The sequence below is a fragment of the Streptomyces sp. NPDC051243 genome, from assembly GCF_044455405.1.
GTDB lineage: Bacteria > Actinomycetota > Actinomycetes > Streptomycetales > Streptomycetaceae > Streptomyces.
In genome coordinates this window covers 128,691-153,303 of sequence record NZ_JBITES010000012.1, presented here as the reverse complement: position 1 = coordinate 153,303, position 24,613 = coordinate 128,691, and the positions used below count along the sequence as shown (strand labels likewise).

General features: G+C 70.9%; 24 protein-coding genes, 5 tRNA genes and 1 pseudogene. 10 read left to right on the top strand and 20 right to left on the bottom strand.

Going from position 1 to position 24,613, the window contains the following annotated elements; genetic code table 11:
* Positions 1-51 precede the first annotated feature (51 nt).
* Positions 52-1,887, top strand: coding sequence for an HSP90 family protein (locus ACIBAG_RS29730; RefSeq protein ID WP_399109155.1), 1,836 nt, complete (start codon positions 52-54; stop codon positions 1,885-1,887).
* A complete protein-coding gene (locus ACIBAG_RS29725) occupies positions 1,887-4,829 on the top strand; it encodes a tetratricopeptide repeat protein (protein ID WP_399109153.1) in 2,943 nt (980 codons plus the stop codon). Before ACIBAG_RS29730 ends, ACIBAG_RS29725 begins: the two co-directional genes overlap by 1 nt.
* Positions 4,830-4,929: 100 nt before the next feature.
* Here the strand turns inward: ACIBAG_RS29725 and ACIBAG_RS29720 are convergent, their stop codons facing one another.
* Positions 4,930-6,615 (bottom strand): DAK2 domain-containing protein, encoded by a 1,686-nt coding sequence (locus ACIBAG_RS29720; protein ID WP_399109152.1) that lies wholly within the window; start codon positions 6,613-6,615, stop codon positions 4,930-4,932.
* 256 nt (positions 6,616-6,871) lie between these two features.
* Between ACIBAG_RS29720 and rpmB the strand changes: the two genes are divergently transcribed.
* Complete coding sequence (gene rpmB, locus ACIBAG_RS29715) at positions 6,872-7,057, top strand: 50S ribosomal protein L28 (protein WP_003993230.1); 186 nt, start codon at positions 6,872-6,874, stop codon at positions 7,055-7,057.
* 135 nt (positions 7,058-7,192) lie between these two features.
* Here rpmB and thiD read toward each other — a convergent pair whose 3' ends face one another.
* Together thiD and ACIBAG_RS29705 are read right to left on the bottom strand one after the other, a co-directional pair.
* A complete protein-coding gene (gene thiD / locus ACIBAG_RS29710; protein ID WP_399109151.1) occupies positions 7,193-7,981 on the bottom strand; it encodes a bifunctional hydroxymethylpyrimidine kinase/phosphomethylpyrimidine kinase in 789 nt (262 codons plus the stop codon).
* Entirely contained in the window at positions 7,978-8,946 is a 969-nt protein-coding gene (locus ACIBAG_RS29705) for a thiamine-phosphate kinase (RefSeq protein ID WP_093910064.1), read from the bottom strand. The genes thiD and ACIBAG_RS29705 overlap by 4 nt, the downstream gene beginning before the upstream one ends.
* A gap of 206 nt (positions 8,947-9,152) precedes the next feature.
* Here ACIBAG_RS29705 and ACIBAG_RS29700 point away from each other — a divergent pair, with 206 nt between their 5' ends.
* Together ACIBAG_RS29700 and ACIBAG_RS29695 are read left to right on the top strand one after the other, a co-directional pair.
* The gene (locus ACIBAG_RS29700; RefSeq protein WP_003997603.1) at positions 9,153-9,386 is read left to right on the top strand and encodes an Lrp/AsnC family transcriptional regulator; all 234 of its coding nucleotides are present in this window, start codon (positions 9,153-9,155) and stop codon (positions 9,384-9,386) included.
* 20 nt (positions 9,387-9,406) lie between these two features.
* Entirely contained in the window at positions 9,407-9,916 is a 510-nt protein-coding gene (locus ACIBAG_RS29695) for a DUF3515 domain-containing protein (protein WP_399109149.1), read from the top strand.
* Positions 9,917-9,928: 12 nt separating this feature from the next.
* Here the strand turns inward: ACIBAG_RS29695 and ACIBAG_RS29690 are convergent, their stop codons facing one another.
* From ACIBAG_RS29690 to ACIBAG_RS29675, 4 genes and pseudogenes are all read right to left on the bottom strand, one after another.
* On the bottom strand, positions 9,929-11,086 hold the full coding sequence (locus ACIBAG_RS29690) for a D-alanine--D-alanine ligase family protein (protein WP_399109147.1): 1,158 nt from the start codon (positions 11,084-11,086) through the stop codon (positions 9,929-9,931).
* A 94-nt stretch (positions 11,087-11,180) separates the two neighbouring features.
* Positions 11,181-11,488 (bottom strand): annotated as a pseudogene (locus tag ACIBAG_RS29685) (hypothetical protein); the annotation flags it as partial.
* Positions 11,489-11,515: 27 nt separating this feature from the next.
* A complete protein-coding gene (locus ACIBAG_RS29680; protein ID WP_399109145.1) occupies positions 11,516-12,526 on the bottom strand; it encodes an NAD(P)H-dependent glycerol-3-phosphate dehydrogenase in 1,011 nt (336 codons plus the stop codon).
* Complete coding sequence (locus tag ACIBAG_RS29675; protein WP_399109143.1) at positions 12,523-13,311, bottom strand: lysophospholipid acyltransferase family protein; 789 nt, start codon at positions 13,309-13,311, stop codon at positions 12,523-12,525. Before ACIBAG_RS29675 ends, ACIBAG_RS29680 begins: the two co-directional genes overlap by 4 nt.
* 222 nt (positions 13,312-13,533) lie before the next feature.
* Between ACIBAG_RS29675 and cofC the strand changes: the two genes are divergently transcribed.
* Together cofC and ACIBAG_RS29665 are read left to right on the top strand one after the other, a co-directional pair.
* Entirely contained in the window at positions 13,534-14,205 is a 672-nt protein-coding gene (cofC, locus tag ACIBAG_RS29670) for a 2-phospho-L-lactate guanylyltransferase (protein ID WP_399109142.1), read from the top strand.
* A 10-nt stretch (positions 14,206-14,215) separates the two neighbouring features.
* Positions 14,216-14,419 (top strand): hypothetical protein, encoded by a 204-nt coding sequence (locus ACIBAG_RS29665; protein ID WP_369172600.1) that lies wholly within the window; start codon positions 14,216-14,218, stop codon positions 14,417-14,419.
* Positions 14,420-14,496: 77 nt separating this feature from the next.
* On the opposite strand, the gene ACIBAG_RS29660 is transcribed toward ACIBAG_RS29665, so the two are convergent.
* The 4 genes from ACIBAG_RS29660 to leuC all read right to left on the bottom strand — a co-directional run bounded on the left by ACIBAG_RS29660 (position 14,497) and on the right by leuC (position 17,807).
* Positions 14,497-15,141: an HU family DNA-binding protein gene (locus ACIBAG_RS29660; RefSeq protein WP_399109140.1), complete on the bottom strand. Its 645-nt coding sequence runs from the start codon at positions 15,139-15,141 to the stop codon at positions 14,497-14,499.
* A 139-nt stretch (positions 15,142-15,280) separates the two neighbouring features.
* Complete coding sequence (locus ACIBAG_RS29655) at positions 15,281-15,511, bottom strand: hypothetical protein (protein ID WP_003997611.1); 231 nt, start codon at positions 15,509-15,511, stop codon at positions 15,281-15,283.
* A gap of 265 nt (positions 15,512-15,776) precedes the next feature.
* Complete coding sequence (gene leuD, locus ACIBAG_RS29650; protein WP_399109138.1) at positions 15,777-16,370, bottom strand: 3-isopropylmalate dehydratase small subunit; 594 nt, start codon at positions 16,368-16,370, stop codon at positions 15,777-15,779.
* A gap of 6 nt (positions 16,371-16,376) precedes the next feature.
* Complete coding sequence (gene leuC / locus ACIBAG_RS29645) at positions 16,377-17,807, bottom strand: 3-isopropylmalate dehydratase large subunit (RefSeq protein WP_399109136.1); 1,431 nt, start codon at positions 17,805-17,807, stop codon at positions 16,377-16,379.
* A gap of 203 nt (positions 17,808-18,010) precedes the next feature.
* Between leuC and ndgR the strand changes: the two genes are divergently transcribed.
* Together ndgR and ACIBAG_RS29635 are read left to right on the top strand one after the other, a co-directional pair.
* The gene (gene ndgR / locus ACIBAG_RS29640) at positions 18,011-18,727 is read left to right on the top strand and encodes an IclR family transcriptional regulator NdgR (protein ID WP_031485194.1); all 717 of its coding nucleotides are present in this window, start codon (positions 18,011-18,013) and stop codon (positions 18,725-18,727) included.
* A gap of 414 nt (positions 18,728-19,141) precedes the next feature.
* Entirely contained in the window at positions 19,142-19,786 is a 645-nt protein-coding gene (locus tag ACIBAG_RS29635) for a MerR family transcriptional regulator (RefSeq protein WP_399109134.1), read from the top strand.
* Between the two features lie 53 nt (positions 19,787-19,839).
* On the opposite strand, the gene ACIBAG_RS29630 is transcribed toward ACIBAG_RS29635, so the two are convergent.
* From ACIBAG_RS29630 to ACIBAG_RS29600, 7 genes are all read right to left on the bottom strand, one after another.
* Positions 19,840-19,912, bottom strand: a tRNA-Glu gene (locus ACIBAG_RS29630).
* A 28-nt stretch (positions 19,913-19,940) separates the two neighbouring features.
* Positions 19,941-20,012, bottom strand: a tRNA-Gln gene (locus ACIBAG_RS29625).
* Between the two features lie 20 nt (positions 20,013-20,032).
* Positions 20,033-20,105, bottom strand: a tRNA-Glu gene (locus ACIBAG_RS29620).
* A 19-nt stretch (positions 20,106-20,124) separates the two neighbouring features.
* Positions 20,125-20,197 (bottom strand) — tRNA-Glu (locus ACIBAG_RS29615).
* Between the two features lie 21 nt (positions 20,198-20,218).
* A tRNA-Gln gene (locus ACIBAG_RS29610) sits at positions 20,219-20,290 on the bottom strand.
* Between the two features lie 93 nt (positions 20,291-20,383).
* Positions 20,384-21,115 (bottom strand): HAD family hydrolase, encoded by a 732-nt coding sequence (locus tag ACIBAG_RS29605; RefSeq protein ID WP_399109133.1) that lies wholly within the window; start codon positions 21,113-21,115, stop codon positions 20,384-20,386.
* A 50-nt stretch (positions 21,116-21,165) separates the two neighbouring features.
* Entirely contained in the window at positions 21,166-21,858 is a 693-nt protein-coding gene (locus tag ACIBAG_RS29600; protein ID WP_399109131.1) for a DUF4241 domain-containing protein, read from the bottom strand.
* Between the two features lie 131 nt (positions 21,859-21,989).
* On the opposite strand from ACIBAG_RS29600, the gene ACIBAG_RS29595 reads away from it, so the two are divergent.
* Positions 21,990-22,274 carry a type II toxin-antitoxin system RelE/ParE family toxin gene (locus ACIBAG_RS29595; protein WP_399109129.1) on the top strand — a complete coding sequence of 95 codons (285 nt, stop codon included), beginning with the start codon at positions 21,990-21,992 and terminating at the stop codon, positions 22,272-22,274.
* Positions 22,275-22,334: 60 nt separating this feature from the next.
* On the opposite strand, the gene gltX is transcribed toward ACIBAG_RS29595, so the two are convergent.
* Together gltX and ACIBAG_RS29585 are read right to left on the bottom strand one after the other, a co-directional pair.
* Positions 22,335-23,819 (bottom strand): glutamate--tRNA ligase, encoded by a 1,485-nt coding sequence (gltX, locus tag ACIBAG_RS29590; RefSeq protein WP_399109128.1) that lies wholly within the window; start codon positions 23,817-23,819, stop codon positions 22,335-22,337.
* Complete coding sequence (locus ACIBAG_RS29585) at positions 23,812-24,597, bottom strand: fumarylacetoacetate hydrolase family protein (RefSeq protein ID WP_399109126.1); 786 nt, start codon at positions 24,595-24,597, stop codon at positions 23,812-23,814. The genes gltX and ACIBAG_RS29585 overlap by 8 nt, the downstream gene beginning before the upstream one ends.
* Positions 24,598-24,613: the final 16 nt, after the last annotated feature.

The following is a 24,613-nucleotide window of genomic DNA, read 5'->3' as shown; positions in this document are numbered from 1 at the left end:
GGGCCGCCCGACCCCGCGCCGTCGCCAAGTCCCCCCAACGGCGCAGCGACGATGGACTCCCAGACCTCACAGGCATCCCAGGCACCTCAACCGCCCCAGCCACCTCATACGTTCCAGGTCGACCTGCGCGGTCTGGTGGACCTGCTCTCCCACCATCTCTACTCCAGTCCCAAGGTCTACCTGCGCGAGCTGCTGCAGAACGCGGTCGACGCCATCACGGCCAGACGCGCCGAGGAGCCGGACGCGCCGGCCAGGGTGCGGCTGTACGCCGACGGCGGGGCCCTGCGGGTCGAGGACTCCGGGGTCGGGCTCACCGAGGCGGATGTGCACGACCTCCTCGCGACGATCGGCCGCAGCTCCAAGCGTGCCGAGGGGCTGCAGGAGGCCCGGTCCGACTTCCTGGGGCAGTTCGGCATCGGTCTGCTGGCCTGTTTCGTGGTCGCCGAGCGCATCCGGGTGGTCAGCCGCAGCGCCCGTACGCCGGACGCGCCGCCCGTGGAGTGGACGGCCACGGACGACGGTTCGTACACCGTGCGGACGCTGCCGGACGACGCCCGCGCCGAACCGGGCACCACCGTGCACCTGGTGGCGCGGGCCGGGGCGGCCGAGTGGCTGGCCGAGGACCGGGTGCTGGCGCTGGCGCGGGACTTCGGCTCGCTGCTGCCGTACGACGTCCGGGTCGGCAGCGAGGCGGTCACCGACCTGCCCGCGCCCTGGGACCGGCCGTACCCCTCCCCCGCCAACCGGCGGGTGGCGCTGGCCCGGCACTGTCACGACCTGTTCGGGTTCACGCCGCTGGACTCCATCGAGCTGAGCGTGCCGCTCGCGGGGATCCGTGGCGTGGCCTACGTCCTTCCCTCGGCCGTCAGCCCGGCCCAGCGGGCCGGTCACCGCGTCCACCTCAAGGGCATGCTGCTGACCGAGCGGGCCGAACAGCTGCTGCCGGAGTGGGCGTTCTTCGTGCGGTGCGTGCTCGACACGGACAGCCTGCGGCCCACGGCCTCGCGCGAGTCGCTGTACGAGGACGAGACGCTGGCGGCCGTACGGGAGGCGCTGGGCGAAAGGATTCGGTCCTGGCTGACGGGCCTGGCGGCCGGTGATCCGGAGCGGCTGGCGGCCTTCCTGTCCGTGCACCACCTGGGCGTGAAGTCGCTCGCGCGGCACGACAAGGAGATGCTGCGCACGATGCTGCCGTGGCTGCCCTTCGAGACGACCGACGGACGACTGTCCCTGGAGGAGTTCGCGCAGCGCCACCCGGTGGTGCACTTCACCCGGACCGTCGAGGAGTACCGCCAGGTCGCGCCCATCGCGTCCGCACAGGGCGTCGGGGTGATCAACGGCGGCTACACGTACGACAGCGAGCTGGTCGAGTCGCTGCCGTCGGTGCGGCCGGGGACGGTCGTGGCCGAGCTGGACGCGGACACGGTGACCGCCCATCTGGACGCGATCGACCCTGCCGAGGAACTGGCCCTGTCGGGCTTCCTGGCGGCCGCGCGGGCCAAGCTCGACCCCCTGGGCTGCGACGTCGTCCTGCGCGCCTTCCATCCGCTCTCCGTGCCCGCGCTGCACCTCGACGACCGGGCAGCCCGGCACGAGCAGGCCCGCGCGGAGGCCGAGGAGCAGGCCGACGACCTGTGGGCGGGCATCCTCGGCTCGCTGCGCGGCAGCGCCCCACGCGCGCGTCTCGTGCTGAACAACCTCAACCCGCTGGTCCGGCGGATCAGTTCACTCGGCGATCCGGAGCTGATCGGCACCGCCACCGAGTCCCTCTACGGGCAGGCCCTGCTGATGGCGCAGCGCCCGCTCAGGCCCGCCGACTCGGCGCTGCTGAACCGGGCCTTCATCGGTCTGCTGGAGTGGGCCACGAACGGCGAGGGAGGCCGCTGATGAGTGGGATCACCGACTTCGACTCGCTGCGCCGGGCCATGGCCGAGAACTCCGAGGAGCCGGAGGGCCCGGCCCGCAACGCGCGCGCGGAGCAGCTGCTCGCGGAGGCCGAGCAGCTGAACATCCCGCTCGCCGTGATCGAGGCGCTCGGACACCAGCTGAAGGTCTACAACTACAGCTCCGAGAAGGACAAGATGTTCGTCCCCTTCGCGCGTCTGCTGCGCATGTGGGACGAGCGGCCCGAGGACTTCGACGAGTACGAGACCCACTCCCTGCACTGGGTCTTCAAGTGGATGTCGTCCGGCATGCTCGACCAGCCGCACGTCCCGCTCGCCTCGATCGAGAAGTGGCTCGGCGAGATGGAGCACCGCTACCGGCTCGCCGGGCACTCCGAACGGGCCGTGCGCAGCGCCGAGTTCAGCGTGGCCGCGCACGTCGGTGACGTCCCGCGAGCGGAGCGTGCCTACGCGGCCTGGCTGGCCGCCGACCGGGATGCCATGGCCGACTGCCACGCGTGCGAGCTGCACGGGCAGGGGTGGTGGCAGGTGGCGCGGGACCGGGACGCCGAGGCGCTGCGGCTGTGGCGGCCGGTCCTGGAGGGCGAGTTCACCTGCGCCCACGAGCCGCACACCGTCCTCGCGTCCTCCCTGGTGCCGCTGCTGCGTCTGGGCCGCCTGGACGAGGCCCGCGCCAACCATCTGCGGGGTTTCCGGCTCGTACGGGCCATGGAGAGCATGCGCGGGGCGTACGCGGACCACGTGGAGTTCTGTGCGCTGACCGGCAACGAGGCACGTGGCCTGGAGCTGCTCGCGCAGCGGCCGGCGTACTTCACGGACGACGGGCATCCGCGCAGCAAGCTGGAGTTCATGAGCGTGGTGGCCCTCCTCATGGACCGGCTGACCGCGCTGGGGCTGGGCGACCGGCGGGTGTCCGGTCCGGCGGGCCGCGCCTGGACGGCCCGCGAACTCGCCGCCCACGCGCGCGAGGAGGCCCTCGCGCTGGCCGCGCGCTTCGACGAGCGCAACGGCACGGGGCACATCAGCGAGCGGGCACGCGCGCGCATGGACCAGGGGCCCCTGGTGGACCGGCTGCCGTTGGGCGTGCGTACGGCGACCCGAGCGGCTTCGGTGTCCGTGCCCGTGGCCGTCGCTGATGTGCCGCGGGACACCGAGCCCGACCTGCCCGCGCTGATCGCCGAGGCACGGCGGCTGTCGGACACCCTGCAGCCGAACGCCATCGAGGCCTGGGCGGCCGTCTCCCGGGCCGCCGAGGGCGTCGAACTGGACGCCCTCGACCGCGCAGAGATCGCCGACCACCGGGCGATGGACCTGGGCCCCGAGGGCATCGGCGTCTTCGAGGAGGCGGCCGAGCTGTACGCGGAGGCGGGCGACCCCGGGGAGGCCCTGGCGGCACGCGCGCGTGGAGCGTATGTACGCGCTCTCACGGGCGACGTGACGCAGGCCCTCACCTCGGTCGCCGACCTGTACGAGCAGGTGCTCGCGCTGTACGCCGAGGACGGCACGGGCGTACGTCAGACGGCGGCCGTCCTGATGAGCCGGGCGCGGATCCTGATGCGGGCCGTGCACGAGGCGGAGGAGGCGGTGTCGCAGGCCGTCGCGGCCGACGCAGAGACCGCCGCCCGTGAGGTGCTCGCGCTCGTCGACGGGCGGGCCGGGGACGACGTACGGCTGGCCTCGCGGGCCGCCGAGGCGCAGGCGATGCTCGCGGAGCTCGCCGCGCTCTCCGGGGAGGTGGAGCGGGCCGCGGAGCTGTTCGCGCGGGCCTCGGAGGCATTCGTGGGCGCCGGGCTGCCGTGGTTCGCGGTGGAGTACGAGGCGCGGCTGGCCGGGCTCGCGCACCATCTCGGCGACACCGCGGAGGCGGAGCGGGCGCTGCGGGCGGCCCTGGAACACGGCGGGCCGCAGCTCGAGGCTCCGGGGCGGGCGCAGCTGCACCTTCAGCTGGCCGAGGTGCTGGGCGGCCGGGGGCTGTCCGAGGAGGCCGCCGAGCACGCCCTGGAGGCGGCGCACTGGGCCGACGAGGCGGGCGAGAGCCGCACGCTGGGCGCCTGGGCGCGGCAGCAGCTCGGCGGGTTCCTGCTGCGGCAGGGGCGGTTCGCGGAGGCCGCCGAGGTGCTGGAGTCCGCGCTGCCCGACCTGAGCGCCGAGACGCACGGCGACGGGGCGGTCGTCCAGACCCAGTGGTGGCTCGGCGACTGCCTGAGCGAGCTCGGCGAGCACCACGCCGCGGCCGAACGCCGGTTGCAGGCCGCCGAGATCGCCCGGCACTGGCCCGAGCAGCACGACCATGCCACGCTCGCGCACCTCGCCGCCGAGTCGCTCGGCCACGCGGGGCGGCTCGCCGAGGCGGACCGGGCCTACGCGCGCGCGGGCGCGCTGTGGCGCGACCTCGGCAACGTGCACGGCCTCGTCCGCTCGCTGCGCGCACGCGCGTGGCTGGCGCTGCGCGTGGACGACGTGGAGGGCGGAGCCGACACGGCCTGCGAGCTGATGGCGAGCGCCGTCGAGGAGTGCGCGGCGGCGCTGGACGCGGCCGCGGACGAGGAGGCGCGCGGGCGGCTCACCGCCGAACTCGGCCACACCCACCGTCAGTTCGGCGATCTCCTCGCCCGGTCCGCCGCGGAGGACGCCGAGGACGAGTCGATCCGGGCCTCCCTGGAGGAGGCCCTGTCCCAGGTGACACGGGCCGCCGCGGTGTTCGCCGCTCTCGGCGACGACGCCCTGCACAGCCGTACGGGCGCCGAACTCGCCGCGGGCTGGCTGGAGGCCGACCTGAGCCGCCCGGCCGAGGCGGCGGCACGCGCGCGTGCGGTGCTGGCGGCGTACGACGGCGCCGAGGCGGGCGACGAGGCGGCGCGGGAGCGGCGCGCGGAGGCGGAACAGATGCTTCAGGTGGTGGAGGAGCAGGGCGGCGGGGAGTAGGGCCCGCTCGGGGTTGATCCGGCGCCGCTGTTGTCCCGCTGTGGTGTCTCGCCGCGGTGTCTCGCTGTGGAGCGGCCGCTCACCCCGTCCGGCGTTCCGCTCACTCCACGCCGATGAGCAGCAACGCCCCTTGCCGACCTCCCCGGTACACGACCGTGTCGACGGCGAGGTACGACTCACGCACGCGTGCCTCGAGGTGCTCGGCGATCGTCTCCGGCGCGTCGTCACCGAGGACCAGCGTGACGAGTTCGCCGCCGGCCGAGAGCATGCGGTCGAGCACGGCCTCGGCGGTGGCCGTGACGTCGGAGCCGATGACGGCCACGTCGCCGTCGACCAGGCCGAGGACGTCGCCGGCCTGGCAGATGCCGGCCATGGTCCAGGACTGGCGCTCGGCGACGGCGACCTCGGCGTAGCGGGTCGCACCGGCCGCCGAGGTCATCGACACGACGTCCTCGTCGAAGCGGCGCTCGGGCTCGTGCACGGCGAGCGCCGCGATGCCCTGGACCGCCGAGCGGGTCGGGATCAGCGCCACGCGGATGCCCTCCGCGCGGGCCTGCTCGGCCGCCGCGGCGGCGGTGTGACGCAGTTCGGCGTCGTTGGGCAGCAGTACGACCTCGCGCGCGTGGGCGCGCCGTACGGCCTGCACCAGCTCCCCGCTCGCGGGCGGCTCCCCGGGGCGCGCGAGGACGGTGGTCGCCCCGGCCTCGGTGTAGAGCCCGGCCAGTCCCTCACCCGGCACGACGGCGACGACGGCCCGCTGCACCCGCTCCCGCGGCAGGCGCTCGCCACCGGTGGTGTGCGCGTCCCCGGCCCCGAAGTGGGTGATCCTGATCCGGTACGGCCGCCCCGCCTCGACACCCGCCTCCACGGCGGCCCCGGCGTCGTCGACGTGCACATGAACGTTCCACAGCCCGTCACCGCCCACGATCACGAGCGAGTCGCCGAGGCCGTCGAGCCGTTCCCGCAGCCGCGCCACGGCCGTGTCCTCGGCCTCCAGCAGGTAGATCACCTCGAAGGCGGGGCCGCCCGCCGCCGCCCCGTCGGCGCACTCCTCGACACCGGCGACGCGGGCGCTGCCGTCGCCGGCCGGGGCGAGAGGTGAACCGCCCTCCACGCGCGCGCGGACCCCGGCGACCGCCTCCCCCGTGAACGTCTCCACCAGCGCCCCCAGCACCGCCACCAGCCCCCGTCCCCCGGCGTCGACCACTCCGGCCCGCTCCAGGACCGCAAGCTGCCCCGGCGTCGCGGCCAGTGCCGTACGCGCTCCCTCGTAGGCCGCCCGGGCCACCGCCCCGCAGTCGTCGCCCTCGGCCCCACCGGCGGCGTCGGCGGCGGCGGAGGCGACCGTGAGGACCGTGCCCTCGACGGGGTGGGCCACGGCCTGGCGGGCGGAGTCGGCTGCGTGCCGCAGGGCGAGACGCAGACCGGAGCCGTCGGTGTGAGGCGTCTCACCGTCGGTGGCGAGTACCTGGGCCATGCCCCGCAGCAGCTGGGCGAGAATCGTTCCGGAGTTCCCGCGGGCGCCTATGAGGGCCCCGTGGGCCATCGCGCGGGCGGCGTCCGCCAGAGTGGGCCTGCCGACGTCGTACGCGGTGAACACGGCCTCCACCGCCGCGACCGCCGACTCCACGGTCAGGTACAGATTCGTCCCGGTGTCCCCGTCCGCCACCGGATAGACGTTGATCGCGTCGATCTCCTCACGCGCGCGACCGAGTGACTCCAACGCGAGGCCGCACCAGGTGCGCACCGCGAGAGCATCGAAGAATGTCTGCGGCACCTGCGCCACCTGCGCCTCCCTGAGCTGCCGGACGTGGCACGCAGCGTAGACCCAGGGCCGGTACCGACCGGAAGAGGGCTGGGAGCGGGCTCCTGAGCAGCCATGGTAGTTTCGTTCTGCTGGCGCAGTCGTTGTATGCTGCTCCGGTTGCCCGATCCACATCGGGCCATTCCCCTGGCAATGCCACTCAGATCTCTGATCCTAGATCTCGATCCCGGCAAGCCGGGATTAACCGTAAGTGCATCTGAAGTCTTTGGAGTGACCCGTGGCTGCCAACTGCGACGTCTGCGGCAAGGGGCCGGGCTTCGGCAACAACATCTCGCACTCGCACCGCCGTACGTCCCGTCGCTGGAACCCGAACATCCAGCGTGTGCGTACCGTGGTCGGCGGGACGCCGAAGCGCGTGAACGCCTGCACCTCGTGCATCAAGGCCGGCAAGGTCTCGCGCTGACGCACCGCTAAGCGCGCGGCCACCGCTGGTTCGCTGCACTGAGCCGGTCCACCAAGGGTGGGCCGGCTCTTTGCTGTGCCTCCAGGAGCAACGGCTCAACGGATCCACGGATCCACGGATCCACGAAAGCCAAGGTCAGAACGCTCTGAACCGCCACCCGTGATCCACCGGCCCGATGCCCCCACCGAGCGCGAACCCGGCCTTGATCGCCCCGGTGACGTACTCCTTGGCCGCCGCCACCGCCTCCGGTACAGGCAGCCCCTTCGCGAGCCCCGAGGCGATCGCGGAGGCGAGGGTGCAGCCCGTGCCGTGCGTGTGCCGGTTGTCGTACCTCGGCGCCCGCAGCCAGTGCTCCCGCGAGCCGTCCGTCAGCAGATCCACGGCGTCCCCGGACAGATGACCGCCCTTGATCAGCACCCACCGCGGCCCGTACGCCAGAACGGCCGCAGCGGCCTCCCGCAGTTGCTCCTCGGCTTCGACGCGCACGCCCGTCAGTTGCGCCACCTCGTCGAGATTCGGCGTCGCCACGGTCGCGGCCGGCAGCAGCTTCGTACGCACCGAGTCGAGCGCGGAGGCGGCCAGCAGCGGGTCGCCGTGCTTGGAGACTCCCACCGGGTCCACCACGGCGGGCGCGTCCGTACCGCCGATCAACTCGGCCACCGTCTCGACGAGTTCGGCAGACGCCAGCATGCCCGTCTTGATCGCCTGTACGCCGATGTCGTCGACGACACTGCGGAACTGCGCCCGCACCGCCTCCACCGGAAGCTCCCAAGCCCCCTGCACACCGAGCGAGTTCTGGGCCGTGACCGCGGTGATCACGCTCATGCCGTGCACGCCCAGCGCGAGCATCGTCTTCAGGTCGGCCTGAATGCCGGCGCCCCCGCCGGAGTCGGAGCCCGCCACCGTAAGGACGTTAGGGATCATGACTCGATGTCCCCGCCGAAGTGGTCCCAGCCGCCCTTCTTGGTCCACGGCGCCCCGTCCACCGTCACCTGGGGCAGCGCCGAGGGGTTGAGGACCTCGCCGATGACCTTCCAGCGGGCCGGCAGCTTCACGTCCGGCGGGAAGGTCGCCACGATCGCGTGGTCCTCTCCCCCGGTCAGCACCCACTGCATGGGGTCGACGCCGACGGCCTGCCCGATGTCGTTCATCTGGGTCGGGATGTCGATCGCCCCCGAGCGGATGTCGATACGGACCTTGCTGGCCTCGGCGATGTGCCCGAGGTCGGCGATCAGCCCGTCGCTGACATCGCACATCGCCGTCGCGCCGAGCCCGGCGGCCGCCGGACCCGCGTGATACGGCGGTTCGGGGCGCCGGTGCGCCTCCACGAAGGCGCGCGGTGAGCGGAAACCCCGGGCGAGCACGGCGTATCCGGCGGCGGACCAGCCCAGCCAGCCGGTCACCGCGACGAGGTCGCCGGGCTGGGCGCCCGCGCGCGTGACGGGCTCCTGGTTGCGCAGATCGCCGAGCGCGGTGATCGACACCATGATCGTGTCGCCGCGTACGACGTCCCCGCCGACCACCGACGCGCCCGCGACCTGGCACTCGTCGCGCAGGCCGTCCATCAGCTCACTCGGCCAGGTCACCGGGAGTTCGGCCGGAACGACCAGGCCGAGCAGCAGCGCGGTCGGTACGGCGCCCATGGCGGCGATGTCCGCGAGGTTCTGCGCGGCGGCCTTGCGGCCGACGTCGTAGGCCGTGGACCAGTCGCGGCGGAAGTGCCGTCCCTCCAGCAGGATGTCGGTGCTGGCGACCACCCTGCGGTCGGGCGCGGCCACCACCGCGGCGTCGTCGCCGGGGCCGACCCGGACCGCCGGGGTGGTGGTGAGACGGGAGGTGAGCTCCCTGATGAGCCCGAACTCACCGAGCTCACCAACAGTGCCCTTCATTGCCCTTACGCCCCTTCTGTCCCTGTCCGCACCCGGTCGCGCGTCACTGCTGTCCTCGCTACGGTCGACGTGTACGTCAACTTCTGTCGTGCCCGCACCCCGGCGCGCAAGCCCCGGTCCCCGCAGGTCTCCCCGCGGCGAGCGGCGACGCGATACCGTGGCGTTCCTTTTCCCCACATGATCCTCGTGGCCGCCCTGGAGGTTCCGTGGTACAGGCGTACATCCTGATCCAGACGGAGGTCGGCAAGGCGTCGACCGTCGCAGAGACGATCAGCAAGATCCCTGGAGTCATCCAGGCCGAGGACGTGACGGGACCGTACGACGTCATCGTGCGCGCCCAGGCCGACACAGTCGACGACCTGGGTCGGATGGTGGTCGCGAAGGTCCAGCAAGTGGACGGCATCACCCGCACCCTGACCTGCCCGGTCGTCCATCTGTAGCCCCCGTCTACCCTTGGCCGGTGAACCTTTTCCGTCACCGGCACTTTTCTGTCCTCGGGCTGCCCGCGCTCGTCCTGCTGATCACCGCCGCGGGCTGCTCATCAGCAGACGACAGCCCGGCATCCGCGGTTCCCAGCCCCGACGCGACGGTGGCCGGACTGTGCCGGAAGCTGGACGAAGTGCTGCCGGCCAAGGTGGACGGAGTGCGCCGTGAGGACCCCTCGCCCGCATCCGCGCTGACCGCGGGCTGGGGGGACCCGGCGATCATACTGCGGTGCGGTGTCGCACAACCGCCGAAGATGGTCGACCCGGACGTGGCCAACGGTCACGACACCGACGCGGTCCCCGGTGGCGTCGAGGGCGTCGACTGGCTGATGGAGAAGCAGGACGGCGGGGCGTTCCGCTTCACCACCGCCAATCGCAAGGCGTATGTCGAGGTGACGGTACCTGCCGGGCACGACAGCTCGGGTGTGCTGATCGACCTGGCGTCGGCGATCAGGAAGACGATTCCGGAGCGGAAGACCCTCTGACCACCGTGGGGTTCAGCGCAGGCCCGTCGACCTGCGCAGCGCCGCCTGGATCAGCTGGTCCACCAGATCCGGGTAGCTGATCCCGCTCGCCTGCCACATCTGCGGGTACATCGAGATCGGCGTGAAGCCGGGCATCGTGTTGATCTCGTTGATCACGAACTCCCCGTCCTCCGTGAGGAAGAAGTCCGCCCGCACCAGGCCCTCGCACGAGGCCGCCTCGAAGGCGTCCACGGCCAGGCGCTGCACCTCGGCCGTCTCCTCCGCCGTGAGCGGTGCCGGCACGATGCCGGGCGTCGAGTCGATGTACTTGGCCTCGAAGTCGTAGTACGCGTGCGCGTCCGGCGGCGGGATCTCGGCCGGTACGGAGGCGCGCGGGCCGTCCTCGAACTCCAGCACCCCGCACTCGATCTCACGGCCGCGCAGCGCCGCCTCGACGAGGATCTTCGGGTCGTGCCGCCGGGCCTCGGCGATCGCCTCGTCCAGCCCCGACAGGTCGTCGACCTTGGTGATGCCGATCGACGAACCCGCGCGCGCGGGCTTCACGAAGAGCGGCCAGCCGTGGTCGCCGGCGAGGTCGATGATCTTCTTGCGGGCCGCGGACTCGTCCCGCTCCCACTCGCGCGGCCGGATCACCACGTACGGGCCCACCTTGAGCCCGAACGACGTGAACACCCGCTTCATGTACTCCTTGTCCTGGCCGACGGCCGAGGCGAGCACGCCCGAACCCACGTACGGCACCCCGGAGAGCTCCAGCAGGCCCTGGAGGGTGCCGTCCTCGCCGTAGGGGCCGTGCAGCACCGGGAAGACGACGTCGATCTCGCCGAGCGCCTTGGGCATGGATCCGGGCTCGGTGTAGACGACTTCGCGGTTCGCCGGGTCGACGGGGAGCACCACGCCGCCCTCGCCGGAGTCGGTGAGGTCCTCGACTTCGGGTGTACGGCGATCGGTGATCGCCATCCGTTCCGGTTCGTCCGCGGTGAGCACCCAGCGGCCTTCCCGCGTGATGCCGATCGGCAGGACGTCGTACTTCGTCCGGTCGATCGCGCGCAGTACGGCGCCGGCGGTGACCGCGGAGATCCCGTGCTCGGAGCTGCGACCGCCGAACACGACGGCCACCCGCGGCTTGCGGGGCGGCTGGTCAGGGCTCTGGGGGAGGTTCTCGGTGCTCATATCGCGTTGAGAGTACCCGGTGGTAGAGCCCGGAGTCAGCGTCCGTTGACGGTGGCGGTCCGCGCAGCGCCCCCAAAGGGGCGCGGGGCTGTACCGATGTGCGGCTCCGCCGCGCGGGCGCGAGCAACCACCACGACCCAGCAGCCGCCCGACGACACTCCTTGGCGTCGGCGGTCGGCTCGGTCACCGGCTCCAGGTGCTCCAGTTCCCCCGAAATCGGCCCGGCGGGGCAGGAACAGCCCGCTGTCGGACAGACCCAGCAGGGTGAGCGCGTCGGAGGTGTCACGCGCCTCCTGGGCGGCCCGGAAGGCTCGCGCCTCGGCGAGTTCCCGCTCGCGTTCCTCGGCGAGGGCCTCGGCGACCGCGGCGGCGTATCTCATCGGCGTCGGCGGCCGGGCGGGCCTGCACCCCCGGCACCCAGCGGAGCGCCTAGCGTCGCTCCGGCTTCGCGCTGCGCGACATCAGCTCCTTGAGCGCGACCACCGGCGGCTTGCCCTCGTGCACGATGCCGACGACCGTCTCCGTGATCGGCATGTCGACGCCGTGCCTGCGGGCCAGATCCAGCACGGACTCACAGGACTTGACGCCCTCGGCGGTCTGCTTGGTGACCGCGATGGTCTCCTGGAGGGTCATGCCCTTGCCGAGGTTGGTGCCGAAGGTGTGGTTGCGGGACAGCGGCGAGGAGCAGGTCGCCACCAGGTCGCCGAGGCCCGCGAGTCCGGAGAACGTCAGCGGGTCGGCACCCATCACCAGGCCCAGGCGGGTCGTCTCGGCGAGGCCGCGCGTGATCAGCGAGCCCTTGGCGTTGTCGCCGAGGCCCATGCCGTCCGCGATGCCGACGGCGAGGCCGATCACGTTCTTCACGGCACCGCCCAGTTCGCAACCCACCACGTCCGTATTGGTGTACGGGCGGAAGTACGGCGTGTGGCAGGCGGCCTGGAGTCGCTGGGCGACGGACTCGTCGGTGCAGGCGACCACGGCGGCGGCGGGCATGCGCGCGGCGATCTCGCGGGCGAGGTTGGGGCCGGTGACCACGGCGATGCGGTCCGAACCGACCTTGGCGACGTCCTCGATGACCTCGCTCATCCGCATCGCGGAGCCGAGTTCGACGCCCTTCATCAGCGAGACGAGGACCGTGCCGGGCGCGAGCAGCGGGGCCCACTCGGCGAGGTTGCCGCGCAGCGTCTGGGAGGGGATGGCGAGGACGGTGAAGTCGGCGCCGTGCGTGGCCTCGGCGGCGTCCGGCGTCGCCCGCAGGTTCTCCGGGAGTTCGACTCCGGGGAGGTAGTCGGGGTTCGTACGGCCGGAGTTGACCGCTTCCGCGAGTTCGGCGCGACGGGCCCAGAGGGTCACGTCGCAACCGGCGTCGGCGAGAACCATGCCGAAGGCGGTGCCCCACGATCCCGTGCCCATGACAGCCGCCTTGACGGGCTTGCTCACGTGCCCTGCCCCTCTTCCTGCTCGGCCTTCGCCTGCTGCACCTGCTGGGTCTGCGCGGCCGTCCTGCGCCGCTGCTCGATGCGCTCCTGGCGCGGGTCGTACGGCCTGTCGGGCGCCTTCTCGCCGCGGATCTCCTCCAGCTGGCGGGTGATGGCGGCCATGATGACCTCGGTCGCCTCCTTGAGCAGCTCCGGGGTCATCTCCTTGTCGTAGAAGCGGGAGAGGTCCACGGGCGGGCCCGCGAGCACGCGGTGGGTCTTGCGCGGAAGGACGTTGGCCTTCTTGGCATACGGCGGCAGCAGTTCGTTGGCCCCCCACTGCGCGACCGGGATCACCGGGCACTTGGTCTGCAGGGCTACGCGCGCGGCGCCGGTCTTGCCGGTCATGGGCCACTGGTTCGGGTCCCGGGTGATGGTGCCCTCCGGGTAGAAGGCGACGCACTCGCCGCGCTCCACCGCGTCGATCGCGGCCCGGAAGGCGCTCAGCGCGTCCGTGGTCTCCCGGTAGACGGGGATCTGCCCGGTGCCGCGCATCGCGGCTCCGATGAATCCCTTCTTGAAAAGCCCGCTCTTCGCCAGGAATCGCGGAACCCTGCCGGTGTTGTACTGAAAGTGCGCGTACGCGAAGGGGTCGATGTGCGAATTGTGGTTCACCGCGGTGATAAATCCACCCTCGGCCGGAATGTGCTCCATTCCACGCCAGTCCCGCTTGATCAGAACGACCAGCGGCGGTTTGCAGAGCACCGCGGCGAAGCGGTACCAGAAGCCGATTCTGCGGCGGGGCACGCGCGCACCTTCCTCTAGGGATCAAGGACATGGGGCCGGGGTGGCCGGGGGCCGCACAAGTGTCGCCCCAGGCCGCCGGTCTGTCGAGAACACCGTACGCCCGCCCGTCTCCCACCCCCACCCTCGCAAGGAGCTTCGCACCTCTCCCCATGCCCCCACCGCCGGCTGCCCCTCGTGGCGGCTGAGTGACAATGGCCGCGACTAGAGAGGGACGGAACGCTGGTGCAGTGGACCTTGGTGGTACCCCTGAAGCCCTTGGCGCGGGCGAAGAGCAGGCTCGCGGACACCGCGGCGGACGGTCTGCGCCCGGGCCTGGCCCTCGCCTTCGCCCAGGACACCGTGGCCGCGGCGCTGGCCTGCCCGGCAGTGAAGGATGTGGCAGTCGTCACGAACGACGCCGTGGCGGGCCGCGAGCTGGGCGCACTTGGCGCGCACATCGTCCCGGACGAGCCGGGCGGCGGCCTGAACGCGGCGCTGGCGCACGCGGCGGCGGTCGTACGCTCCTCCCGCCCCGAAACCGCCGTGGCGGCCCTCAACGCCGATCTGCCGGCGCTGCGCCCCCTGGAACTGGCCCGCGTCCTGGACTCGGCGGCGGAATTCCCCCGCGCATTTCTCCCGGACGCGGCGGCAATAGGAACGACTCTGCTGACCGCGACCCCTGGCAATGAATTGCTGCCCGCATTCGGCGAGCATTCCCGGGCCCGCCACCGCGCGTCGGGCGCGATGGAACTCCGCCTCGACGACGTGGACTCCGTACGCCAGGACGTGGACACCGGCGATGATCTCCGAGCCGCACTGGCCCTGGGAGTGGGCCCGCGAACGACGGCGGCGGCCGCACGTCTACCGATCAAGGAACCGCCCACGGCGCCGCACCCGGACCACAACCCGTCGTAGGCTGACGTTCATGCAGGCCACCGCTTACACATACGACGCCGAAACCCGCTCCGGCAGCGTCCTCCTGGACGACGGCACCCCAGTCCCCTTCGACGCACCGGCCTTCGACGCGGGCGGCCTGCGACTGCTCCGCCCCGGACAGCGGGTTCGTATCGAAACGGAAGGCGAGGGCGAGTCCCTGCGGATCACGCTGGTGACGCTGCAGACCCTCTGAGACCGACGAAACCCGAAGACGCCGCGGGCCGGGCTCCCAACGGAGTCCGGCCCGGCGCGTGAGTGCCCTCGGCGGTTCTACCTGCTGCGCGTGGTCCTCTTGGCGGTGGCCTTCCGCGCCGTCGACTTCTTGGCCGGGGCCTTCTTGGCGGTCGCCTTCTTGGCCGGGGCCTTCTTGGCCGTCGCCTTCTTGGCGGTGGTCTTCTTCGCCGCGGTGGTCTTCTTGGCGGCGGCCGTGGTCTTCTTGGCCGGCGCCTTCTTCGCGGTGGTCTTCTTGGCGGCGGCCGTCGTCTTCTTGGCCGGCGCCTTCTTCGCGGTCGTCTTCTTCGCCGCGGCCGCCTTGGTGGTCTTCTTCGCGGCGGCCTTCTTGACCGTCGCCGCGGCACCACCGGTCAGGCTGCCCTTGGGCGCCTTCTTGACGGCGACCTCGCCGCCCCGCGGGAGCTTCTTCGAGCCGCTCACCAGGTCCTTGAAGCCCTGACCCGCGCGGAAGCGCGGAACGGAGGTCTTCTTGACCCGAACCCGCTCGCCGGTCTGAGGGTTGCGGGCGTAACGGGCCGGACGGTCGACCTTCTCGAACGAACCGAAGCCGGTGACGGAGACCCGCTCACCAGCGACGACCGCGCGGACGATGGCGTCCAGTACGTGGTCGACAGCATCGGCGGCCTGCTGGCGGCCGCCCATCTTGTCGGCAATCGCTTCTACGAGCTGCGCCTTGTTCACGTCTTCCCCTTCGGAGACATCGCCAGAACGAAAGTGTTCAAGCTTTTTCGCACGTTAGGCAGATATATACCGCAAATCAAACACGAAACGGGCTAATCACCCTTGTGCCGCAACAGACTCGGCGGTCCCGAAGGTGTTCTCAGCGTTCCTCTTCGGGGAATCGCCCCGCGTCGAGGTCCGCGATGAACCGCTCCAGACGCCTTGTCGCTTCGGCGACGTCGTGCTTGGCCGCGGCCGTAATGACCAGCAGCTTCCGGGTCAGCGCCATCCGTACGCCCTCCGGGACTTGCAGTGCGCGCACCCTTGCGTGCGCTTCCTTGAGTTGGTCCGCGACTGCCGCATAGAGCTCGAGTTGGCCGTCGTGTTCCATGCACAGATTGTGCCATCTGGGGCGAGTTGTCGCCTGCCAGGGGTGCAACTCCGGCCTCAAATGGCCTTCCGGGCACTTGCGGAAGCCGCGTTCATAGGATTCGCGTACCCCGGCAACACCCCTCGTAACGTGGGAAGTTGAGTTCGCCGCCGAACGGCGCAGGGCCGTTCGGGTGCAGACATGGCGGTACCCCCGATCGGGGCCGATCGGGGGTACCGAGGGGGTGTTGCGGTGTCCGAAAGTCGCCTTGCGCGGCGGCCTGGGATCAGGCCTGGAGCGTGCGCGGCTTGAACGACGGCCGCTTCGCCTCGTAGGCGGCGATGTCGGCCTCGTTCTGCAGGGTGATCGAGATGTCGTCGAGGCCGTTCAGCAGCCGCCAGCGGGAGTTCTCGTCCAGCTCGAAGGAGGCGGTGATGCCCTCGGCCCGCACCTCACGAGCCTCAAGGTCCACAGTGACCTCGGCAGTCGCGTCCTTCTCGGTGAGCTCCCACAGCGCATCCACGATCTTCTGCTCCAGAACCACCGTGAGCAGGCCGTTCTTGAGCGAGTTGCCGCGGAAGATGTCCGCGAAGCGCGAGGAGATGACGGCCTTGAAGCCGTAGTTCTGCAGCGCCCACACGGCGTGCTCACGGGAGGAACCGGTGCCGAAGTCGGGACCGGCGACCAGGACCGTGGCGCCCTGCCGCTCGGGCTGGTTGAGGATGAAGCTCTCGTCCTTGCGCCAGGCCTCGAACAACCCGTCCTCGAACCCGTCCCGGGTCACCTTCTTGAGCCAGTGAGCAGGGATGATCTGGTCGGTGTCGACGTTGGAGCGGCGCAGCGGGACGGCCCGGCCGGTGTGCTTGGTGAATGCTTCCATGACTGATCAGACTCCAGCGGGCGTACGGGTCTCGGCGTCGGACAGGTCGGCCGGGGAGGCCAGGTGGCCCAGCACGGCGGTGGCAGCCGCGACCTGCGGCGACACCAGGTGCGTACGACCGCCCTTGCCCTGCCGACCCTCGAAGTTGCGGTTGGAGGTGGACGCGGAGCGCTCACCCGGGGCCAGCTGGTCGGGGTTCATGCCCAGGCACATCGAGCAGCCCGCGTGCCGCCACTCGGCGCCGGCCTCCTTGAAGACGACGTCCAGGCCCTCGGAGACGGCCTGCAGACCGACCCGCGCGGAGCCGGGGACGACCAGCATGCGTACGCCGTCGGCGACTTTGCGGCCCTTCAGCAGCTCGGCGGCGGCGCGCAGGTCCTCGATGCGGCCGTTGGTGCAGGAGCCTACGAAGACGGTGTCCACCTTGATGGAGCGCAGCGGCTGTCCGGCCTCCAACCCCATGTATTCCAGGGCCTTTTCGGCGGCGAGGCGCTCCGAAGCGTCTTCGTACGAAGCCGGGTCGGGGACGGACGCCGAAAGCGGGGCGCCCTGGCCCGGGTTGGTGCCCCAGGTGACGAACGGCGACAGCTCGGCGGCCTCGATGACGACCTCGGCGTCGAACTCGGCGTCGTCGTCGGTCTTCAGCGTCTTCCAGTACGCGACCGCGGCGTCCCAGTCCTCGCCCTTGGGGGCGTGCGGACGGCCCTCGAGGTAGTCGAAGGTGGTCTGGTCGGGGGCGATCATGCCCGCGCGGGCGCCGGCCTCGATCGACATGTTGCAGATGGTCATCCGGGCCTCCATCGAGAGCTTCTCGATGGCGGAGCCGCGGTATTCCAGGACATAGCCCTGGCCGCCGCCCGTACCGATCTTGGCGATGATCGCCAGGATCAGGTCCTTGGCGGTGACGCCCTCGGGCAGCTCGCCGTTGACCGTGATGGCCATGGTCTTCGGGCGGGCCATGGGCAGCGTCTGGGTGGCCAGCACGTGCTCGACCTGGGAGGTGCCGATGCCGAACGCCAGACCGCCGAAGGCGCCGTGCGTGGAGGTGTGCGAGTCACCGCAGACGACGGTCATGCCCGGCTGGGTCAGGCCCAGCTGCGGGCCGACGACGTGCACGACGCCCTGCTCGACGTCGCCCAGCGGGTGCAGGCGCACACCGAACTCGGCGGCGTTCTTGCGCAGCGTCTCCAGCTGGACCCGGGAGACCGGGTCGGCGATGGGCTTGTCGATGTCGAGGGTGGGGGTGTTGTGGTCCTCGGTGGCGATGGTCAGGTCGAGCCGGCGCACCTTGCGACCGCTCTTGCGGAGGCCGTCGAAGGCCTGCGGGCTGGTCACCTCGTGCAGCAGGTGCAGATCGATGAAGAGGAGGTCGGGCTCGCCCTCGGCGCGCCGGACGACATGGTCGTCCCAGACCTTCTCCGCGAGTGTCCTACCCATCGCTTTCCCTCCGGCCGGCATACGGTCCACCGGCCCAACTAGAGATCTTGAGAAGGCGGCCACCGCCCACGCCCCTGTGTACGGGCGCCCGCCGCCAGGCCCGTTTCGTTTCGCGGGCCGCTCTGCCTTCGTGTCTTCCAGAGTGGCGTGTTCCACCGAAAATTGAACTTGCGTTTCACAGAGTGAGACGCGAGTATCGTTTCATGGACAACAGTAGCGGCGTCGGCGTTCTGGACAAGGCAGCCCTTGTCCTGAGCGCCCTGGAGTCCGGTCCGGCCACCCTCGCGGGGCTCGTCTCGGCCACCGGACTGGCACGACCCACGGCCCATCGGCTGGCCGTGGCTCTGGAACACCACCGCATGGTGGCGCGTGACATGCAGGGCCGTTTCATTCTCGGCCCTCGCCTGGCGGAACTGGCCGCGGCGGCCGGTGAGGACCGTCTCCTCGCCACGGCGGGCCCGGTCCTCACCCACCTCCGTGACGTCACCGGCGAGAGTGCGCAGCTCTACCGCCGCCAGGGCGACATGCGCATCTGCGTCGCCGCGGCGGAACGCCTGTCCGGCCTCCGGGACACGGTCCCGGTCGGCTCGACGCTCACGATGAAGGCGGGCTCCTCGGCGCAGATCCTCATGGCCTGGGAGGAGCCGGAGCGCCTGCACCGCGGTCTGCAGGGCGCCCGCTTCACGGCCACGGCCCTGTCGGGCGTACGACGCCGTGGCTGGGCCCAGTCGATCGGCGAGCGCGAGCCTGGCGTCGCGTCCGTCTCCGCGCCCGTACGAGGCCCGTCGAACCGCGTGGTGGCCGCCGTGTCGGTCTCCGGCCCGATCGAGCGCCTCACGCGCCACCCGGGCCGTATGCACGCCCAGGCGGTCATCGACGCCGCGGCTCGCCTCTCGGAGGCGCTGCGCCGTACGGGCTGAGGGCGCGACATCGCCGTACCGGGAAGGGGCAGCCTCAACGCCGCGGCGGCCCTTTCCCGACGGTCAGGTGACGCGCGCCCCAGGGGCGCGGGGCTGTATCGATTTGCGGCTCCGCCGCGTGGGCGCGACCAGTCACATACGGCCTGCACCATTCCGCATGCGGAGCCCCAACGGTGCAGAACCTGCAACCACCGGCCGTCCGCCGCGCCGTCGTGGCCGGTGCGCAGTTCCCCGCGCCGCCAGGGAGTTGCACTCATGCCACAGCCCTACATGCCCCCGCACCTTCCCCGCCCGCTCCTCGCTGCCCCTCGCAGCCCCCGGTCGCCGTCCCGCGCATACTCCCTCGTCGGATAGCAGCACTATCCTCCTGGTGGAAGCTTGGATAGTGGCACTCCCCAACGAGAGGCGCAAGACATGCGGCTGGCCGAACTCAGTGAGCACAGCGGGGTGCCCATCGCGACGATCAAGTACTACCTGCGCGAAGGCCTGTTGGCGCCCGGTCGCCAGATCAACGCCCGCACCGCCGAGTACGACGAGGACCATCTGCGCCGGCTGCGCCTGGTGCGCGCGATGATCCAGGTCGGCCGGATCCCGGTGGCGACCGTCCGTGAGGTGCTCGGGCACGTCGACGACGACTCGCTGCCCCGCACCATCCGGATGGGTGCGGCACTGTGGGCCCTGCCACAGGCCCCCGAGCCGGACGAGGAGGACGAGCACGTCCGTGCCGCGCACGAGGCGGCCGACGAACTGCTGGAGTCCCTGGGCTGGTCGAACGCCCAGGCTCTGGTCACGATCTCGCCGTCCTACCGCTCGCTGGTGGTGGCGATGGCCGCGCTGCGCCGGACCGGTTACGACTGGGACCCTCAACTACTGCTGGCGTACGCGCGGTTGATGCACGGCGCGGCCGTCCTCGACCTGAACTTCGTGGAGAGCCACGGGTCGGAGGCGGAGAGGGTCGAGACGGCGGTCCTGGGCACCGTCCTCGTCGAGCCGATGCTCCAGGCGCTGCACCGGCTGGCTCAGGAGGAGGAGTCGGCGCGGCGGTACGGCTTCGAGTAGCCGGCACCGGACATGGCGAAGGCCCTCCGCCGAAGCGGAGGGCCTTCATTCTGTACCCCCGACCGGATTCGAACCGGCGCTACCGCCTTGAGAGGGCGGCGTGCTAGGCCGCTACACAACGGGGGCGTGGACTCTGCGTTTCCGCAGGCCCGAGCTGGTCTACCTGGACTCGAACCAAGACTAACTGAACCAGAATCAGTCGTGCTGCCAATTACACCATAGACCAATGTGGTTTAGACCAGTCAGTACCCCCGACCGGATTCGAACCGGCGCTACCGCCTTGAGAGGGCGGCGTGCTAGGCCGCTACACAACGGGGGCCTTGATCCCGAAGGATCCGTACCCCCGACCGGATTCGAACCGGCGCTACTGCCTTGAGAGGGCAGCGTGCTAGGCCGCTACACAACGGGGGCTTTGCAGATGAGCTCTGCGAGCTGGCCTACCTGGACTCGAACCAAGACTAACTGAACCAGAATCAGTCGTGCTGCCAATTACACCATAGGCCACTGGAACGCAAGCCCCTGAGGGGGATCTTGTTCTAGTTTGCTCCTCCGGGTTTCCGGCCTTTCGGCCCGCTCCCCGGCGGCGCAGGAAGAACATTACCTGAAGGTGGACGGGGCTCCAAAACGAGTATCCGCGCCGAGCAGCGCGGGGAGTTCGGCGAGAGAGGCGATCCGGTGCCGTCCTCCGAGGGCGTCATCGCTGGTGTACACGCCGTCACGGTCGATCCACACCGACAGCAGCCCGGCCTCCGCGGCACCCCGCCCGTCGATCTCGGGGTGATCGCCGACATAGGCGACCTGGTGCGGGGCGAGCTCCAGCGCGGCGCAGGCGGCGTGGAAGGCGCCGGCCTCCGGCTTGGAGACACCGAGCTCGGCCGCGCACAGGATCGCCTCGAAACGGTCGTGCACGCCGAGCACGCGCAGCTTGCGGTCCTGGACGTGGATGCTGGAGTTGGACAGCACCGCGTGCCGGTGGCTGGCGGCGAGGGCGTCCAGGACGGGCAGGACGTCCGGGAAGAGGGCCCAGACGGTCTCGTAGTGCGCGATGTACCGCTGGAACCACGCGTCGGCTTCGGCGTCGCTCAGCTCCTCGCCCAGGAAGACCCGCACCCGGTCCCGGCGCTGCGCCTCGAAGGACACCTCACCGGCTGAGAACCGCGCCCACTGCCGGTCGGTGATCTCCCGCCAGCGCACGAGGGCCTGCTCGACGCCGTCGTACCCGTCGAGCAGGCCCTCGGCCGCGAGATGCAGGCGCATTCCGGCACGGTCGGCACCGGTGTAGTCGAACAGGGTGTCGTCGACGTCCCAGACCACGGCCCGAATGCTCATGATCCGACGGTAACGCGGTCATGGGCGCCGCGTCCGTGGAACGGTGCTTGTCACCCGGCTGCCTCGGCTCCCTCGGCTACGTCGGCGGGATCCGGCGCGACGAAGAAGTCCGTGACGAAGCAGGTGACGTCGCCGGCGGAGGTACGGCCGATCCATGTGGGGTAGCAGCCGTCGCCCCAGCCGGAGGTGAAGGCGGCCAGGGTGGCGCCACTGCTCGGAGAGGTGACCAGGTGGGGGCCGGGGGCCCAGTCCTCGTCGTCGAAGGAGTCCCAGAGCGGGCCCTCGTCCTCCACGCACTCGGGGAAGGAGCCGTCGGCCGAGGCGTCGTAGAAGCAGCCGGTGCCCGCGTCGACGCCGTAGCCGTAGAACTCGTCCTCGCCGAGCTGGTCGGGGTCCTGGCCGGGCAGGAGGGCGAGTTCCCAGATGGCGGTCGGTTCGTCACGTATGACGAGGCGGGCGGCGGCCACGCGGTGGTGGGGCCGGTCGGACGCGGGCTGATCAGGGCGGGTGAGGGTGACGACGGCCGCCTCGACGCGGTAGCGGCCGGGCTCGACGGTGGCCGTGAAGGGCTCGATGTCGCCCTCGCCCAGGTAGACGAAGGGGTCGCAGGCGACGACGCGGCCGGTCGGCAGGGACAGTTCGCCGCCGTCCCGGACGTGGATCACACCGATGGTGCCGGACTCCTCCGTGAACGTGGCTCCGGGTGTGAACATCCAGGTGTAGTCGCGAGCGGACATCGGCATGACGGCGCCTTTCCGGGGTGGATTGCCTTGAGCGGCAGGGGACTTCGGCGCCGCTGCGCGGGGCGGCAGGGCGCGATGTCGGAACAGTAGAGCCCGGCACTGACAACGCCCTGAACTGGCACACTGGGGGCATGAGCGAGTATCGAGTCCAGTTCACCGTCGAGGCACGCGAGGCCTACGACGGTCTGCCCGGCGAGCGTCGAGCCCAGCTGGACACGGCTGTGCGGATACTGGCGCGTGACCCCTTCCGCAAGAACGCGACCGCGCCGCTCGGCCCTGACGAACACCTTCGGAAGGCGTACGTGGCTCCCGGCGTATTGCTGGAGTACATGGTCGCGGGGGCCATCATGGTCATCGTCGTACTGGAGATCTTCGACGAGTTCGCGTACCTGATCGACGAGAGCGACGCCGTCTGACAGGAACGCCCGAGGGGCGGCACCCGGACAACCGGGTGCCGCCCCTCATGCGTGCGTGCGTCACGCCGCCAGCTTCGCCAGCGCCGCGTCGATCCGGGCCAGGGTCTTCTCCTTGCCCAGGACCTCCAGGGACTCGAAGAGCGGCAGGCCGACGGTGCGGCCGGTGACGGCGACACGGACCGGGGCCTGGGCCTTGCCGAGCTTGAGGCCGTGGGCCTCGCCGGCCGCCAGGACGGCCTCCTTCAGGGACTCCGGGGAGGTCCAGTCGGCCGCGTCCAGCTTCTCGCGGGCCGTGCGCAGGAGGGCGTCCGAGCCCTCCTTCATCGCCTTCGTCCAGGACGGCTCGTCGAAGACCGGCTCGGCGAGGAAGAGGAAGTCGACGTTGTCCGTGATCTCCGACAGGACCTTCAGCCGGGTCTGGGCGTGCGGGGCGATCGCCTGCCACTTCACCTCGTCGAAGGCCTCGGGGGCCCAGGGGGCGAACGGGGCCTGGAGCCACGGGCGGCAGCGCTCGGTGAAGTCCTTCACATCCAGCAGGCGGATGTGGTCGCCGTTGATCGACTCGCACTTCTTCAGGTCGAAGCGGGCCGGGTTGGGGTTCACGTCCGCGATGTCGAAGGCCGCGACCATCTCGTCCGTCGTGAAGATGTCCTGGTCGGCGGAGAGCGACCAGCCGAGGAGGGAGAGGTAGTTGAGCAGGCCCTCGGGCAGGAAGCCGCGCTCGCGGTAGAGGTTGAGCGAGGACTGCGGGTCGCGCTTGGAGAGCTTCTTGTTGCCCTCGCCCATCACGTACGGCAGGTGCCCGAAGGCCGGGATCCGCTTGGCGATGCCCAGCTCCATCAGCGCCTTGTAGAGGGCGATCTGACGGGGCGTCGAGGAGAGCAGATCCTCGCCGCGCAGGACGTGGGTGATCTCCATCAGGGCGTCGTCGACGGGGTTCACGAGCGTGTACAGGGGCGCCCCGTTGGCTCGTACGATCCCGTAGTCCGGGACGTTCTCCGGGGTGAAGGTCAGCTCGCCGCGGACCAGGTCCGTGAAGGTGATCGTCTCGTCGGGCATGCGGAAGCGGACGATCGGCGCGCGGCCCTGGGCCCGGTACTCCTCGACCTGCGCCTCGGTCAGCTCGCGGCAGTGGCCGTCGTAGCCGGACGGCTTGCCGGCGGCGCGGGCCGCCTCCCGGCGGGTGTCCAGCTCCTCCTGCGAGCAGTAGCAGCGGTAGGCGTAGCCGCCGTCGAGCAGCTTCTGCGCGACCTCCTTGTAGAGGTCCATGCGCTGCGACTGGCGGTACGGCGCGTGCGGGCCGCCGATCTCGGGGCCCTCGTCCCAGTCGAAGCCGAGCCAGCGCATCGAGTCGAGCAGCTGGTTGTACGACTCCTCCGAGTCGCGGGCCGCGTCGGTGTCCTCGATGCGGAAGACCAGGGTGCCCTGGTGGTGCCGGGCGAACGCCCAGTTGAACAGGGCGGTGCGGACCAGGCCCACGTGGGGGTTACCGGTGGGCGAGGGGCAGAAACGGACGCGAACGGGGGAGCCGGGTGCGCTAGCCACGCTTGACAACCTTGTTGGTGAGAGTGCCGATGCCTTCGATGGTGACGGCGACCTCGTCGCCGACGTTGAGGGGGCCGACCCCTGCGGGGGTGCCCGTGAGGATCACGTCGCCGGGGAGCAGCGTCATGGCCTCGGAGATGTTGACGATCAGGTCCTCGATGGAGTGGATCATCTCGCTGGTCCGGCCGAGCTGGCGCTGTTCGCCGTTGACCGTGAGCTGGATCGTCAGGTCGGACGCCGTTTCGAGGTCCAGGTCCGTCTCCACCCAGGGGCCGAGCGGGCAGGAGGTGTCGAAGCCCTTGGCCCGCGCCCACTGCTTCTCGCGCTTCTGGACGTCCCGCGCGGTGATGTCGTTGGCGCAGGTGAAGCCGAAGATCACGTCCTTGACGCGCTCGCGCGGGACCTCGCGGCACATGCGGCCGATGACGACGGCCAGTTCGGCCTCGTGATGGAGGTCCTCGGTGAAGGACGGGTACTGGATCTCGTCGCCGGGTCCGATGACCGCGGTGGACGGCTTGAAGAAGGCGAACGGGGCGTCGGGCACCTCGTTGCCGAGTTCGCGGGCGTGCTCGGCGTAGTTGCGGCCGAAGGCCACGACCTTGTTGGGGAGCACCGGCGGCAGCAGCCTGACCTTGCTCAGTGGCACCTTCGTGCCGGAGAGCTCGAAGTCCGCGAACGGGATGCCCTTGATGATGTCGAGGACGAGCTCGTCCGGCTTGTCGCCCTCGACCGCGCCGAAGGCGACGTTCCCGTCGATGGAGAATCTGGCGATGCGCACGGGATCCTTGCGCCCC

What these genes read in the sequence shown, in the direction of transcription:
- ACIBAG_RS29705 (WP_093910064.1), bottom strand. Translation starts at nt 8,946, where the DNA reads ATGAAGGGCACTGTTGGTGAGCTCGGTGAGTTCGGGCTCATCAGGGAG.
- ACIBAG_RS29605 (WP_399109133.1), bottom strand. Translation starts at nt 21,115, where the DNA reads ATGAGCATTCGGGCCGTGGTCTGGGACGTCGACGACACCCTGTTCGAC.
- leuD (WP_399109138.1), bottom strand. Translation starts at nt 16,370, where the DNA reads ATGGAAGCATTCACCAAGCACACCGGCCGGGCCGTCCCGCTGCGCCGC.
- ACIBAG_RS29690 (WP_399109147.1), bottom strand. Translation starts at nt 11,086, where the DNA reads ATGAGCACCGAGAACCTCCCCCAGAGCCCTGACCAGCCGCCCCGCAAG.
- ACIBAG_RS29730 (WP_399109155.1), top strand. Translation starts at nt 52, where the DNA reads ATGGACTCCCAGACCTCACAGGCATCCCAGGCACCTCAACCGCCCCAG.
- leuC (WP_399109136.1), bottom strand. Translation starts at nt 17,807, where the DNA reads ATGGGTAGGACACTCGCGGAGAAGGTCTGGGACGACCATGTCGTCCGG.
- ACIBAG_RS29595 (WP_399109129.1), top strand. Translation starts at nt 21,990, where the DNA reads ATGAGCGAGTATCGAGTCCAGTTCACCGTCGAGGCACGCGAGGCCTAC.
- ACIBAG_RS29635 (WP_399109134.1), top strand. Translation starts at nt 19,142, where the DNA reads ATGCGGCTGGCCGAACTCAGTGAGCACAGCGGGGTGCCCATCGCGACG.
- thiD (WP_399109151.1), bottom strand. Translation starts at nt 7,981, where the DNA reads ATGATCCCTAACGTCCTTACGGTGGCGGGCTCCGACTCCGGCGGGGGC.
- ndgR (WP_031485194.1), top strand. Translation starts at nt 18,011, where the DNA reads ATGGACAACAGTAGCGGCGTCGGCGTTCTGGACAAGGCAGCCCTTGTC.
- ACIBAG_RS29725 (WP_399109153.1), top strand. Translation starts at nt 1,887, where the DNA reads ATGAGTGGGATCACCGACTTCGACTCGCTGCGCCGGGCCATGGCCGAG.
- ACIBAG_RS29655 (WP_003997611.1), bottom strand. Translation starts at nt 15,511, where the DNA reads ATGGAACACGACGGCCAACTCGAGCTCTATGCGGCAGTCGCGGACCAA.
- ACIBAG_RS29600 (WP_399109131.1), bottom strand. Translation starts at nt 21,858, where the DNA reads ATGCCGATGTCCGCTCGCGACTACACCTGGATGTTCACACCCGGAGCC.
- ACIBAG_RS29665 (WP_369172600.1), top strand. Translation starts at nt 14,216, where the DNA reads ATGCAGGCCACCGCTTACACATACGACGCCGAAACCCGCTCCGGCAGC.